Genomic DNA, 14375 nt, shown 5'->3' with positions numbered 1-14375 from the left:
GCACCTCCCGACGCGGGAGCCTACCCCAATTTCCTAAGCATTGCGTAGTAAGTGAGCGCGCTTTCGTGGCTTGATGCTGTCGTATTAGTAAGTGCTATCGTAATAATCATGGACGACGAGGAACTGCGGGTCACCGCCGTGGCACTCCGCCGGGCGACCATCGGCCTGGCGCGGCGGCTGCGCGACGAGCGCCCCGCGCACGGCCTCGGCCGCCTGGCGCTCTCCCTGCTCGGCCACCTGCACCGGCGCGGCGCGATGACGGCGGGAGAGCTTGCCGCCGCCGAGCACCTCCAGCCCCAGTCCGTCACCCGCGTGCTCGCCTCGCTGGAGGAGCAGGGCCTGATCCGCCGCTCGCGCGGCGAGACCGACCGCCGCAGGCACCACATCGTCCTCACGGAGGACGGCACGGCGGCGCTCACCCAGCAGGTCGGCACCACGGATCTGTGGCTGGCCGAGGCCATGGCCGGCAAGCTCACCCCCGCCGAGTGCCGCATCCTGGCGGTGGCCGCCGACCTGCTCGAACAGCTCCGCTAGCGGTACGGGTCGCGCAGCGGGGTGACGCGCTCGGCGAAGTCGGCCTTGATCCGCTCCATGCGGGGCCCCGGCGCGTAGAAGCGGCCCTTGGTCTCGCCGTACGGCCGGAGCCAGCCCTTGGCGGCCAGGTCGCGCAGGTCACGCGCGGCCTGCCCCTGGCTGAGGCCCTCGTCGGACTGGTAGCGGCTCCTGCGCAGCCGCCTGTTCACGAAGACCTCGTAGAGCGCGGAGACGGTACGGCTGTTGAGCCCGTCGGCGTCGACCTGCTCCTCCAGGAGCATCCAGATCTCTCCGGCTTCGGCCAGACGCTGGCGGACCCGCTGGGCCTGCATGTGGTGCGCCTTCAAGCAGAACCGCACCCACGGCAGCGTGTCCCCGTGGGGGCCCCATCGCCGCCCTCCGACCTCGCCCAGCACGTCGTAGTAGTCGAGGGTGACGCGCTGCTGGCCGAGCCACTCCTCGATGGAGCAGAACTCGGGCAGCAGGATCTGCTCCCGGCCGAGGACGAGCGTCTGCAGCGCCCGCGACATCCGGCCGTTGCCGTCACGCCACGGGTGGATCTTGACGAGGTTGAAGTGGGCCATGGCGGCCCGGACATGGCCGGGGACGTCGAGGTCGCCCTCGTTCAGCCAGGTGACCAGCTCGTTCATCGCGCCGGGGACCAGCTCGACGTCGGGGCCCTCGTAGACGACCTCCCCCGTGTCGGAGTCACGGATGAAGATGCCTCCCGGCCGGATGACGCCCGGCCCCTTGTTGCGATGGTGACCGATGACCATGAAGTTGAGCGCGTTGAGCATCCCGGCGTCGTAGCGGAACACCGGCGCCCGCGACAGCACCTGGATGTACGTCAGGGCCTGCTGGTAGCCCGCGATCTCCTGAGCCACCGACGTCGACGTCTCCAGCGGCTCCTCCCCCGCCATGATCGACTGGATGTCCTCGACGCTGGCCTGGTAGCCCTCGATCGAGTTGGAGCCCTGGATCGCCCGCGCCTGCAACTGCCTGCGCAACTGCCCGTCCCACCGATGGGTCTCGGCGAGCCGGTACTTCAGGTCGCGCCGCATCTCCTCGATCTCCTCGAGGACTGCTTTGTCCGCGGGCTCCAGCGGCGGGGTCTCGTACAACATGCCCACATAACAGCATGGGCGAATCATCCAGTCAAACGACTGAATGATTCGCCCATTTATGCCCCGATTAGGCGGCTGCCGTGGCGGCCACCTGCGCCGGGGTCAGCGCGATGTCGAGAACCTCGCGCACGTCGCTCACCGCGTGGATGGTCAGCTCGTTGCGAACCTCCTCGGGCACGTCGTCCAGGTCCGGCTCGTTGCGGGCCGGGATGAGGACGGTCGTGATGCCCGCCCGGTGCGCGGCCAGGAGCTTCTGCTTGACGCCGCCGATCGGCAGGACCCGCCCGGTCAGGGAGATCTCGCCGGTCATGGCCACGTCGCTGCGTACGAGACGGCCCGACAGGAGGGAGGCCAGCGCGGTCGTCAGCGTCACACCGGCCGAGGGGCCGTCCTTGGGCACGGCGCCCGCCGGGAAGTGGACGTGGACCGAGCGGTCCTTCAGCGCGGTGACCGGCAGCTCCAGCTCCGCCCCGTGCGAGCGGAGGTAGGACAGCGCGATCCTGGCCGACTCCTTCATCACGTCGCCCAGCTGGCCGGTCAGCGTGAGGCCGGTCTCGCCGGTCTCCGGGTCGGCCATGGACGCCTCGACGTACAGGACGTCGCCGCCCGCTCCGGTGACCGCCAGGCCCGTGGCCACGCCCGGCACCGAGGTGCGCTGGGTGGACTCGGGCAGCGACGACTCCGGCACGAACCGCGGCCGCCCGAGGTAGCCCACGAGGTCGCCCTCGCCGACCGTGACGGGCAGCTCGTCCTTGGCCGCCACCTTGCGCAGGATCCTGGCGACCGAGCGCTCCAGCGACCGGACGCCCGCCTCGCGGGTGTACTCGGCGGCCAGCTTGCGCAGCGCGCCGTCCTCGACCTTGACCTCCTCGGCGCTCAGCCCGGCCAGCTCCAGCTGCCTGGGCAGCAGGTGGTCGCGGGCGATCGCGACCTTCTCGTCCTCGGTGTAGCCGTCGAGCGTGACGATCTCCATCCGGTCGAGCAGCGGCCCGGGGATGGCCTCGAGCACGTTGGCCGTAGCCAGGAACAGCACGTCGGACAGGTCCAGCTCGACCTCGAGGTAGTGGTCGCGGAACGTGTGGTTCTGGGCCGGGTCGAGCACCTCCAGCAGGGCCGCCGTCGGGTCGCCGCGGTAGTCGGAGCCGACCTTGTCGACCTCGTCGAGCAGGACGACCGGGTTCATCGAGCCGGCCTCGCGGATGGCGCGGACGATGCGGCCGGGCAGCGCGCCGACGTAGGTGCGCCGGTGGCCGCGGATCTCGGCCTCGTCGCGCACGCCGCCGAGCGCGACGCGTACGAACTTGCGGCCCATCGCGCGGGCCACGGACTCGCCCAGAGACGTCTTGCCGACTCCGGGAGGGCCGGCGAGGGCGAGCACGGCGCCGCTGCGGCGGCCGCCCACCACGCCGACGCCCTTGTCCTGGCGGCGCTTGCGCACGGCCAGGTGCTCGATGATGCGGTCCTTCACGTCGGACAGGCCCGTGTGGTCGGTGTCGAGCACGGCCCGCGCGCCGGTGATGTCGTAGTTGTCCTCGGTACGGTCGTTCCAGGGGATGTCGAGCACCGTGTCCAGCCAGGTGCGGATCCAACCGGTCTCAGGCGACTGGTCGGAGGTCCGCTCCAGCTTGTCGACCTCCTTGAGCGCGGCCTCGCGCACCTTCTCCGGCAGGTCGGCGGCCTCGACGCGGGCGCGGTAGTCCTCTTCCTCGGTCTCGGTGTCGCCGTTGAGCTCCTTGAGCTCCTTGCGCACGGCGGCGAGCTGCTGGCGCAGCAGGAACTCACGCTGCTGCTTCTCCATGCCCTCCTGGACGTCCTTGCGGATCGTCTCGGCGACGTCGAGCTCGGCGAGGTGCTCGCGGGACCACTCGATCAGGCTGGCCAGCCGTTCGGCGGGGTCGGCGGCTTCGAGCAGCTCGACCTTCTGCGCCGTGGTCAGCCAGGGGGTGTAGCCGGAGCTGTCGGCCAGCACCGAGGGATCGTCGATCTGGTTGACCTGGTCGACCACCTGCCAGGCGCCGCGCTTCTGGAGGATCGTGGTGGCCAGCGCCTTGTACTCCTTGGCCAGCTCCTGAGCGCGCTCACCGGCGGCGACGGTGTCGATCGTGTCGGCCTCGACCCACAGCGCGGCACCCGGGCCCGTCGTGCCGGTGCCCACGCGGACGCGGTTGACGCCTCGGACCACGGCGGCGGGCTCGCCGCCGGGCAGCCTCCCGACCTGCTCCACAACGGCCTGCACGCCGATGGCGCCGTAACGGCCGTCGATCCGGGGAACGAGGAGGACCCGCGGCTTGTTGCCACCGGATGCACGAGCCGCGTCGATGGCAGCCCGCACCTCGGAGTCGGACAGGTCCAGCGGAACCACCATGCCCGGCAGGACGACCTCGTCGTCCAGTGGCAGGACCGGAAGGATCAGGCTCTCACTCATGCGAACTCCAAAGGGTTGAGTTATACCGACTCAATTCATTGGAGCCCTTCGTTGTTCCCTCTCTTGCCGATGTTCGCTCACGGCGATCGTAATTGTGTAAGCGATACCTGAGGGGGACGTGCGGGATCAAACCCTGGTGTGACGCCTGGCGGGGCGCGCGCCCGTACCCTTGACCAGGTGATCTCCGTCCCCCGCCGCCGCTTCCTCAGCCGCCGCCGTCGTCGTGGCGCGGCCGCCGAGGAGCGGGCAGGCGCGCCAGGCGGGAGCGGCGAGGAGCGGGCAGGCGTGCCAGGCGGGGGTCGCGACGAGGCGGCGGCCAAGCCGCGCGACGATGACGGGGCAGCCCGGCGGCGTGGCGGCGGGGAGCGTTCGGGCGAGCGGATCGGCCGGTCACCGTCCAGCACGGACGGCGAACGGAGCGGCGGCGAACGGAGCGACGGCGAACGGAGCGACGGCGAACGGGGGCTCTTCGGGCGGCTCGGGGCGTGGGCGGAACGGGGGTTCCTCGAGCGGCTCGGGGCGTCGGCGGAACGGGGGTTCCTCGGGCGGCTCGGGGCGTCGGCGGGACGGGCCGTGTGGGCCGTTTCGGGGGCGGTCGGGCTCGCCTTCTTCCAGGGGGACGCCGATCCGCCGCCGAAGGTGCGGCGGCTGGCGTTCGGGGTGCCGCAGTGGCTCAGGCTGCTCGTCCCGGTCACCGTGATCAGCCTCGTCCAGGTGGCGGAGCTGATACTGGCGCTGCTGCTCTACATGCAGACGCAGAGCACGGTGTGGTCGTGGAACCTCGGCCCACAGATCGGCCCTTACCGACAAGGGCCGATCTGGGAGGGCTTCGTCTACCTCACCGCCGTGGCGGTCGCGCTGCCCATCGCCCTGCGCGACCGGTGGCCGCTGGCGGCCTGGCGGGTGTCGTTCGCGCTGATGCCCGTGGCCGTCGGGGTGACCAGGACGATCGGGTTCCCTCACGGCGAGATGCCGTACATGACGTGGCTGATCGTCTCCTATCTGCTGGTCCTCTACTCCGTGGCCGTGCGCTGCGACCGGCGGATCACGGTGGCCGTCTGGGTCGTCACGTTCCTGGCCACCTGGATCATCGACCCCAACTCGATGCCGGTCGCCATGGTCGTCGTGTCGGTGGCGGTGCTGTTCGGCTACAACGTGCGGGTCCGCCGTTCCGCCACGGCGAAGCTGAAGACGGAGGAGCGGCGCACCCGGCAGGCCGAGAGCGCGCAGGCGGTGCTGGCGGAGCGGGCCCGCATCGCCAGGGAGCTGCACGACGTGGTCGCGCACCACATGTCGGTGATCGCGATCCAGGCGGAGGCGGTGCCGCTCAAGGCCAGGGGCGATCCCGCCCAGTTGGAGGCGGGGCTGGCGGAGATCCGGGGGCTGTCGCTGGAGGCGATCGCCGAGCTGCGCCAGGTTCTCGGCGTGCTGCGCGATCAGGACGGACGCGTCGACACCGCCCCTCAGCCCGGGCTCGACCGGCTCGACGAGCTGGTCTCCAACGCCCGCGCCGCCGGGCTGGCCGTGCTCGTCAAGCGCGCCGGCCCGCTCGACCGGCTGCCTCCGGCCGTGGGGCTGTCGGCGTACCGGATCGTGCAGGAGTCGCTCAGCAACGCGATGCGGCACGCGCCCGGCTCGACGGTGGCGCTGGACGTCGCACACCGGCGCGGTGAGCTGCGGCTGCGCGTCGCCAACGGCCCGAGCGTCGCGCCCGGCGCGGGGCCCGGCGCGGGTCAGGGGGTGGTGGGCATGCGCGAACGGGCGACGCTGCTCGGGGGCACGCTCGACGCCGGTCCGGTGGCGGGTGGAGGCTTCGAGGTACGCGCCACTCTGCCCGTCACCGACGCCGATGAGGAGGCCCATGAGCACCTCGCCACAGGGGACGACGTCGGATGACCATGGAGAGGAAGAGGGCTTGATCCGGGTTCTGATCGCCGATGACCAGGGGATGGTGCGCACGGGGTTCACCGTGTTCCTGAGCGGGCAGCCGGACATCGAGGTCGTGGGCGAGGCGGCCAACGGGCGGGAGGCCGTGGAGCGGGCCTCGGCGCTGCGGCCCGACGTGGTGCTCATGGACGTGCGCATGCCGGTCATGAACGGCCTGGAGGCGACCAGGGAGCTCCTGTCGCGCGGCGGGGCGCCGAAGGTGCTCATCCTGACGACGTTCGACCTCGACGACTACGTCTACGAGGCGTTGCGGGCCGGGGCCAGCGGGTTCCTGCTCAAGGACGCCTCCGCCGCCCAGCTCGTGGAGGCGGTGCGGGTGGTCGCGGCCGGGGAGGCGCTCATCGCCCCGGCGATCACCAAGCGGCTCATCCACGAGTTCGCCAAGCTGGGCGCGCCGCGACCGGTGACGGGCAAGCGGCCGGCCGAGCTGACCGAGCGCGAGACGGAGGTGCTGACGCTGGTCGCGCAGGCGCTGTCCAACCAGGAGATCGCGGAGAAGCTGTTCGTGGCGGAGCAGACGGTCAAGACGCATGTCGGGCGGGTGCTGATGAAGCTCGGCCTGCGCGACCGCGCCCAGGCGATCGTCTTCGCCTACGAGACCGGCCTGGTCCGCCCCGGCGAGTAACCCTGGGAGTGGCACCCACTCCCTTGCGGCCCCGTTCCCCCTCTCCCGACCAGCATCCATGCCGGCCTTCCCGGTGGCCCCCTCCCTTACACGACCCCGTCCCTTCACCCGACCCGCCTCCGTGCCGGCCTTCCCGGTGGCCCCTCCCCTACACGGCCCCGTCCCCTCACCCGACCCGCCTCCGTGCCGGCCTTGCCGATGGCGCCCCTCCCTTACACAACCCCCGTTCCCCTGCACGGGCCGCCGCCGTACAGTCGGCTGATGGACCCGGTTGAGCTCTTCCATCAGGTGGCGGCGACCGTTCCCGCCTACAGGGCCTTTCTGGCGGAGAACCACATCAACCCCGAGCAGATCTCGACATCCCAGGATTTCGCCGGGCTGCCGATGACGTCCAAGGAGAACTACACCCACCGCCACCCCCTCCCCGACCTGTGCAGGAACGGCACGATCGGGGACATCATCGCCGTGTCCTCCGGCTCAACCGGCGTCCCGTCCTTCTGGCCACGCTCGGCGGTGGACGAGCGCGTGATCGCTGCCCGTTTTGAGGAGGTCTTCAGGGACTCCTTCGACGCCCGCGAGCACCGTACCCTCGCCGTTGTCTGCTTCGCCCTGGGCACCTGGGTCGGCGGCCTGTTCACCGTCAACTGCTGCCGCCACCTGGCCGAACGCGGTTACCCGATCACCGTGGTCGCCCCCGGCACCGACCGGAGGGAGATCCTGCGGGTCATCCCCGAGCTGGCGCCCCACTTCGACCAGGTCGTGCTCCTGGGCTACCCGCCGTTCCTCAAGAACGTCATCGACACCGAGGACCTCCCCTGGGCCGACTGGAACATCAAACTCGTCACGGCCGGCGAGGTGTTCAGCGAGGAATGGCGCACGCTGGTCGCGCGGCGGGCGGGGATCGCGGACCCCGTCCGGGGCATCGCCTCCCTGTACGGCACCGCCGACGCGGGCGTCCTGGGCAACGAGACCCCGCTGTCCGTCGAGATCCGGCGCTTCCTGTCCACGCGCCCGGACACGGCCAGGGAACTGTTCGGCGAGTCCAGGCTTCCGACGCTCATCCAGTACGACCCGCAGGTCCGCTTCTTCGAGGAGCACGAGGGCACGCTGCTCTTCTCCGGCGACAACGGCATCCCGCTGATCCGCTACCACATCGCCGACGAGGGCGGCGTGGTGCCGTACGAGGACATGCTGGGCTTCGTCCGGCGCCACGGCTTCGAGCCGGCGGCCGGAGGGCCGGAGCGGCCGTTCGTGTACGTCTTCGGCCGCAGCCACTTCACCATGTCCTACTACGGCGCGAACGTCTACCCGGAGAACATCGCGGTCGGCCTGGAGCAGCCGGAGGTCAGCGGCTCGGTCACCGGGAAGTTCGTGGTGGAGGTGGTGGAGGACGCCGACCGGGACCGGCACCTGACGATCACGGTGGAGCTGATGCCCGGCGAGAAACCGACCGACGAGATCGCCCAGGCGGTGGGCGGGTCGGTCCTGGCCCAGCTGCGGCGGCTGAACAGCGAGTTCGCCAACTATGTGCCCGTCCCGCAGCAGGTGCCGTTCATCCGGCTACGGGAGTCCGGCGACCCCGAGTACTTCCCTCCAGGCGCCAAGCACCGTTACACCCGCTGACCCGGGCGGGCGATGCGGAACTCCACAACCCGCCGCTCGGCCCTGGCCAGGTTGTAGTCGTGGATGGACGGTTTCTCGCGAGTCCGCACGCAGGCCGTCGCGTACACGGAGCCCGGCATTACCCGTCGGATCGCGGGCTGAGCTGGGCGGGGTGACGGCGTACGGGCACCCGTTCCACACGGCGTTCTCCGACGACGCGAGGCGGCGCAGGAAGCGGCGATCTGTGGCCGGCTCGCCGAGCTGTCCTCCAAGCCTGATCCGAAGCGCCGCCGGAACGCCGCGCGCTTCCACACGCCGTTAGAAGGCCCCGGACGGGTACGCCGAGGCGGAGCCCCGTTCAAGGCGATCGCCGGGCATCAGGCCGCCGGGCACGCACCGTAGTCCCGTATCCCCCTCCGGTACTACGGGAAAGGTCAAACCCTGCGGTGACGCGGACGACAGGCCACTCTCCGTAACGTTCCCAGCATGCTCAGAAACCTTCTCCTCGCAGGGCTCGTGACGGTGGGGGCGCTCGTGCTGTGGCCGGGCCAACCGGGCGGGCGACTGGTGCGGGTCTACGGCGACCTGGCCACGGCCGACCGGGTGGCGGTCATCGTGCCCGGCGCCGACACGACGGTCGCCACGTTCGACGACGGCACAAAGCGACCCGGAGGCGCGGCGAGGGCCCTGCTGGCGGAGGCCGCGCGGCTCGCCCCGCACGAGCGACTGGCGGTGGTGGCCTGGCTGGGCTACGACTCCCCACCTACGCTGAGCCTGGGGGTGCTCACCAGCGACGCGGCGGTCAAAGGTGCCCACGCACTGCGCCGCACCATCACGGAGCTCCACGCGCGCACCCCGGCTCCGATCGCATTGCTGTGCCACAGCTACGGCTCGGTCCTGTGCGCCAAAGCCGTCCCCGGCTTACCCGTGACCGACCTCGCGGTCTTCGGCAGCCCCGGCCTCGACACACCCTCCGCCACCGCCCTGACCCAGCCAGCCCGCCCCCCGGAGACCACCCGAGCCACCGCCCTGACCCAACCAGCCCACACCGCAGACACCACCCGAGCTACCGCCCTGACCCAACCAGCCCACACCGCGGAAGTCACCCGAGCCGCCGCCCTGCCCCCTCCGGTCCGCGCCGCAGAGACCACCCGAGCCGCCATCAGCGCGCCGACCGCAGACACCACTCATGGCATGACAGGCGGACACGACGCTCAAGGTGCAACAGACCCGCAGGACGCCCTCGGCACGACCGGCACGCAGGACGACCAGGACACGTCAGACTCATACGACATCCGAAGGGCGACAGGCTCGGTCGGAGCACAGGATCCCAAAGGCGCGCAGGAGGCGGACTCGCCGGACGCCACAGGCACGCCAAGCCCGCCCGATACCGGGGACGCGGCAGACTTGCCCGACTCCTGGAGCACGGCAGGCGTAAAGGGTGCTCAGGGCGGCGCGAAAGGTGCGGCGGTGGTGCCGCTGCGGGTGTGGGCGGGGCTGGGCGACAACGACTGGGTCAGGTTCGTGCCGAAGGTCAAGCTCGGGCCCGTGGGCTTCGGCGCCGACCCTATGAGTCCTTCGTTCGGAGCTCGCGTCTTCGCGGTGGGCTCGGGCGGCCACAGCGACTACTTCGCCCCCGGGACCCCATCACTGCGTAACCTGACCCTCATCGCTCTCGGACGCGAAGGCGAGGTGACCTCTTGACGTGGTGTTTCCTGGGTACGAGACAGAAGAGCCGGATTTTGATGACATGGTGTCGTCATCAGCTTGACGCCGGATGCCGATGTTTGTGACACTTTGTCATGAAACTTCCGTGCGAGTTGAGGTAGGCCGTGACCACCCCGTTCTCCGAAACCCTGAAGAACGCCACCTGGGCTGACCACGAGTCCGCCGAAGGCGAGAGCTATCTCGCGGAGCTCATGGGCGGCCGGCTGACCGAGCACGAATACGGCGAGATGGTAGCTCAACACTACTTCGCGTACATCGCGCTTGACGGCGTGTCACGCCAACTCGCCGACCATCCGATGGCGGGCCGGTTCGTCTTTCCTGAGCTGTATCGAGAGCGGGCACTGGAGCGGGACCTCGCGACGATCTACGGTCCGAGCTGGCGGAGCCGGATCGTGCCGTCCAAGGCCACCCGCACGCTGGTCGCGCGGATCCACCAGGTGGCCGATTGGCCGAGCGGCTACATCGCCCACCACTACACGCGCTACCTGGGCGATCTGTCCGGTGGTCAGTTCATCCGCATGGAGCTGCAGAAGATCTACGGGTACGGCACTGGCGGGGGCGTCGACTTCTACATCTTCGACGGGCTGGGCAGCCTGCCGAGGTTCAAGAACGAGTACCGTACGCGGCTGGACGAGCTCGAGCTGGACGACCGGGAGCGTCAGCGCATGATCCGCGAGGTGAAGCTGGCGTACCAGCTCAACACCGAGGTACTCGCCGAACTCCTCCACGTCGTCAAGACCGCCGCCTAACCAGCAGCACCCCGCCGCCACGACTGCCGCCTAACGGCCCGGCGACCGGCCTCACCACGCCGTCACGACTGCCGCCAAACAGCAGCGACCCGCCGTCACGGTCGCGACCGCCGCCTAACGACCAGCGCCCCGCCGTCGCGACCGCCGCCCAACGCCCGACAACCGGCCTCACCACGCCGTCACGACCGCCGCCAAACAGCAGCGGCCCGCCGTCACGACTCGGCCTAACAGCCGCGACCCGCTGTCAGGACCGCCGCTTAACCAGCAGGCCTCGCCGTCACGGCTGCCGCCTAACGCCCGGCGACCGGCCTCACCACGCTGTTACGACTGCCGCCAAACAGCAGCGACCCGCCGTCACGGTCGCGACCGCCGCCTAACGACCAGCGCCCCGCCGTCGCGACCACCGCCCAACGCCCGGCGACCAGCCTCACCACGCCGTACGACTGCCGCCTAACAGCCGCGACCCGCCGTCACGACTCGGCCTAACAGCCGCGACCCGCTGTCAGGACTGCCGCTTAACCAGCAGGCCTCGCCGTCACGGCTGCCGCCTAACACCCGGCGACCGGCCTCACCACGCTGTTACGGCTGTCGCCTCCTACCAACGTGCCTCCGCGCCCCTTGCCCAGCAACCAGCCACCCGTCATCAGGACCCACCACCCAGCGGCCGACCTCACCACGCGGTCACAACTGCCAGCCAATTAGCCACGGACGCCCCCTTACGTGCGCCGCCCAGCCACCAGCGGCCCTTCGTCACGGCCGCCACCCGACGACCGACGGCCCGCTCCGCCACGCCTCCGCGGCTAGCGTCCAAACACCAGCAGGCACCCTCACCACGCCACCGAAACCGGGGCCTGACCCCCGACAGCCGGGCCTCCCCCGACGTCGCAAGCACCATCCACCCCCAGCAGCCCCTCGTCACGGCCGCCACCTAACGACCGACGACCGACGACGCCACACCTCCGCGGCTGCCATCCAAACACCGGCGGGCGCCCTCACCACGCCGCCGGCACCGGGACCTGACCCCCGGCAGCCGCACCTCCCCCATCGCCGCAATCGCCATCCACGCACCAGCAACCCCTCGCCACGGACGCCACCCAACATCCGACGACCGACCCCGCCACGCCGTCACAGCGGCCCATCCAAACACCGGCGGGCGCCCTCATCACGTCGTCAGGACAGCCCATTAACCACCGGCGTGCATCTCACCACATCATCAAGACCGACCACCAACCACCGGTGGAAAACCTCGCCACGTCATCAAGACAGCCCACCAACCGCCGACAGGCACCCCACCACATCATCAGGACCGACCACCAACCGCCGATGGAAGACCTCGCCTCATCATCAAGACAGCCCACCAACCGCCGACAGACGCCCCACCACATCATCAGGACCGACCACCAACCGCCGATGGAAGACCTCGCCTCATCATCAAGACAGCCCACCAACCACCGACAGGCACCCCACCGCATCATCAAGGCAAGCCATCAACCGCCGACGGGCCGTTCTCGCTGGTCCGGTGGCCGTTGGCGGTGGGGGGATTCGGAGGGGAGGGTGAATGAGGGGAGTGCGCGTCGGCTTGTGACGATCCCGGCCTACGATGGGCCTATGCCTCGGATCTCCGCCGCCACGATCGGCGAGCATCGAACGCAGACGCGGGACCGGATCCTGCAGGCCGTCTCCCGGCTGTCCAGGGTGCACGGTATCGACGCGATCTCGATGACGGACGTGGCCGGCGAGGCCGGGATCACCAGGACCGTCCTGTACAACTACTTCCCCGACAAGGCGGCGCTGTTGCTGGCGTTCACCGAGCGGGTGACCCAGTACTTCATCGACAGCTACGAGCAGGAGCTGCCGGGGGGCGCCTCACCGGCTGATCGGCTGCGGGCGTTCGTGCGGCTGCAGTTGACCGGGCTGGTCGCCCATCCGCACCCGGGTGCCGCTGATCTCAGTGCCGCGCTCGGGCCCGACGCCTACCAGCAGCTGGCCGAGCATGTCGCGCCCATGCAGCGCATTCTGGTGGAGATCCTCGAGAGCGGGGTCGAGTCCGGCGATTTCCGGGTGCTCGACGTGCAGGCCACGGCTCGCATGATCCTCGCCGTCGTCGGCGCCGAGCGGGTTCCGCTGATCAGCGGGAGCGTGACGGTGGACCGGGCCGGGGAGCTGGTGTCCGAGTTCGTGCTGCGGGCCATCGGCGGACTCGCGTGAGCGGTACGGCTGACGGCCCGGGGACGGCGCCCGTGAACGGCCATGTCCAACTCGGGTCCGCCCGCGGCCGCTGGATCCTGGCGGCGACCGTGCTCGGCTCCGGGCTGGCGCTGCTCGACAGCACCGTGGTCAACGTCGCCCTCCCGTTCCTGGGCAAAGAGCTCAACGCGGGCATGGACGGCCTGCAGTGGACGATCAACGCGTACACGCTCACCCTCGCCGGGCTGATCCTGCTGGGCGGGTCGCTGGGCGACCGGTACGGGCGGCGGAAGATCTTCTTGATCGGCACCGTGTGGTTCGCCGTGGCCTCGGCGCTGTGCGGGCTGTCGCCGAACATCGAGTTCCTGATCTCGGCCCGGGCCCTGCAGGGCATCGGCGGGGCGTTGCTCACGCCGGGTTCACTGGCGATCATTCAGGCGTCGTTCGTGCGGCACGACCGGCCCCGGGCCGTCGGGGTGTGGTCCGGGCTGGGCGGTGTGGCCAGCGCGATCGGGCCGCTGCTGGGCGGCTGGCTGGTGCAGAGCGTGGGGTGGCGCTGGGCGTTCCTGATCAACCTGCCGTTCGCGGCGCTGATCGTGCTCGTGACCCTGCGGCACGTGCCGGAGAGCAAGGACGAGGAGGCGGCGGGGCGGTTCGACGTGCTGGGGGCGGTGCTGGCGGCGCTGGCGCTGGCCGGGATCACGTACGGGCTGATCGAGACGGGCGCGCCGATACCGCTGATCGCGGGGCTGGTGCTGGGCGCGGCCTTCGTGGTGACCGAGATCCGCAGGTCGCCCGACGCGCTGGTGCCGGTGGAGATCTTCCGTAACCCGGTCTTCACCGCCGTGAACGTGGTGACGCTGATCATGTACGCGGCCATGGGCGTGGTGTTCTTCCTGCTCGTGGTCCAGCTCCAGGTGGTGTCCGGGTTCGGGCCCATCGCGGCGGGGCTGGCGATGCTGCCGACGACGATCCTGATGCTGCTCCTGTCGCCCCGGGCCGGAGAGATCGCCAAGCGACGCGGGCCACGCTGGCCGATGACGGGCGGGATCCTGCTCGCGGCCGGCGGATTCCTCGCGATGAGCACGATCGGGCCGGGCGCCTCCTACGCGCTGCAGGTCCTGCCCGCGGCGACCCTGTTCGGGCTGGGGCTTTCGGCGGCGGTCGCGCCGTTGACCTCGACCGTGCTGGCCACCGCCGAGGAGCGGCACGCCGGCACCGCCAGCGGCGTCAACAACGCCGTGGCCCGCACCGGGAGCCTCCTCGCCGTGGCGGCCGTGCCGCCGCTGGTCGGGCTGGTGGGTGACGCGTTCAGGAACCCGCCGGTGTTCAACGCCGGGTTCCACATGGCGATGCTGGTCAGCGCCGGGATGATGGTGGTGGCGGCGCTGATCACGTTCTTCACGATCAGGACGAACGTGCTGGCGGTCGACGACGACCAGCCCGACTGAGCC

Annotated in this window: 11 protein-coding genes; 8 read left to right on the top strand and 3 right to left on the bottom strand. The window is 70.5% G+C overall.

Going from position 1 to position 14375, the window contains the following annotated elements:
* The first annotated feature begins 108 nt into the window (after window positions 1-108).
* Window positions 109-534 (top strand): MarR family transcriptional regulator, encoded by a 426-nt coding sequence (locus tag AB0J87_RS10965; RefSeq protein WP_363964185.1) that lies wholly within the window; start codon window positions 109-111, stop codon window positions 532-534.
* Here the strand turns inward: AB0J87_RS10965 and AB0J87_RS10960 are convergent.
* Window positions 531-1658: a Fic family protein gene (locus AB0J87_RS10960; RefSeq protein ID WP_363964184.1), complete on the bottom strand. Its 1128-nt coding sequence runs from the start codon at window positions 1656-1658 to the stop codon at window positions 531-533. The two genes, AB0J87_RS10965 and AB0J87_RS10960, sit on opposite strands and share 4 nt — an antisense overlap.
* 67 nt (window positions 1659-1725) lie before the next feature.
* Window positions 1726-4083, bottom strand: coding sequence for an endopeptidase La (gene lon / locus AB0J87_RS10955; RefSeq protein ID WP_363964182.1), 2358 nt, complete (start codon window positions 4081-4083; stop codon window positions 1726-1728).
* 177 nt (window positions 4084-4260) lie between these two features.
* Between lon and AB0J87_RS10950 the strand changes: the two genes are divergently transcribed.
* The 3 genes from AB0J87_RS10950 (at window position 4261) to AB0J87_RS10940 (ending at window position 8278) form a co-directional block, all read left to right on the top strand.
* The gene (locus AB0J87_RS10950) at window positions 4261-5979 is read left to right on the top strand and encodes a histidine kinase (protein ID WP_363964180.1); all 1719 of its coding nucleotides are present in this window, start codon (window positions 4261-4263) and stop codon (window positions 5977-5979) included.
* Window positions 5980-5998: 19 nt separating this feature from the next.
* The gene (locus tag AB0J87_RS10945; RefSeq protein ID WP_350726749.1) at window positions 5999-6655 is read left to right on the top strand and encodes a response regulator transcription factor; all 657 of its coding nucleotides are present in this window, start codon (window positions 5999-6001) and stop codon (window positions 6653-6655) included.
* Window positions 6656-6916: 261 nt separating this feature from the next.
* Window positions 6917-8278 (top strand): phenylacetate--CoA ligase family protein, encoded by a 1362-nt coding sequence (locus AB0J87_RS10940; protein ID WP_363964178.1) that lies wholly within the window; start codon window positions 6917-6919, stop codon window positions 8276-8278.
* Here AB0J87_RS10940 and AB0J87_RS10935 read toward each other — a convergent pair.
* Window positions 8266-8397 (bottom strand): hypothetical protein, encoded by a 132-nt coding sequence (locus AB0J87_RS10935; RefSeq protein WP_363964176.1) that lies wholly within the window; start codon window positions 8395-8397, stop codon window positions 8266-8268. The genes AB0J87_RS10940 and AB0J87_RS10935 overlap by 13 nt on opposite strands.
* Window positions 8398-8743: 346 nt before the next feature.
* Here AB0J87_RS10935 and AB0J87_RS10930 point away from each other — a divergent pair, with 346 nt between their 5' ends.
* From AB0J87_RS10930 to AB0J87_RS10915, 4 genes are all read left to right on the top strand, one after another.
* Window positions 8744-9961 (top strand): alpha/beta hydrolase, encoded by a 1218-nt coding sequence (locus tag AB0J87_RS10930; RefSeq protein WP_363964174.1) that lies wholly within the window; start codon window positions 8744-8746, stop codon window positions 9959-9961.
* 128 nt (window positions 9962-10089) lie between these two features.
* A complete protein-coding gene (locus AB0J87_RS10925; RefSeq protein WP_363964172.1) occupies window positions 10090-10734 on the top strand; it encodes a biliverdin-producing heme oxygenase in 645 nt (214 codons plus the stop codon).
* A 1608-nt stretch (window positions 10735-12342) separates the two neighbouring features.
* Window positions 12343-12942: a TetR/AcrR family transcriptional regulator gene (locus AB0J87_RS10920; RefSeq protein WP_350726742.1), complete on the top strand. Its 600-nt coding sequence runs from the start codon at window positions 12343-12345 to the stop codon at window positions 12940-12942.
* Between the two features lie 32 nt (window positions 12943-12974).
* A complete protein-coding gene (locus AB0J87_RS10915) occupies window positions 12975-14372 on the top strand; it encodes an MFS transporter (protein WP_350726740.1) in 1398 nt (465 codons plus the stop codon).
* The last annotated feature ends 3 nt before the right edge of the window (window positions 14373-14375 follow it).

The organism is Nonomuraea sp. NPDC049625 (assembly GCF_040675285.1).
Lineage (GTDB): Bacteria > Actinomycetota > Actinomycetes > Streptosporangiales > Streptosporangiaceae > Nonomuraea > Nonomuraea angiospora_A.
The sequence above is the reverse complement of the archived record's forward strand: the minus strand, read 5'-3'. Positions and strand labels throughout refer to the sequence as shown.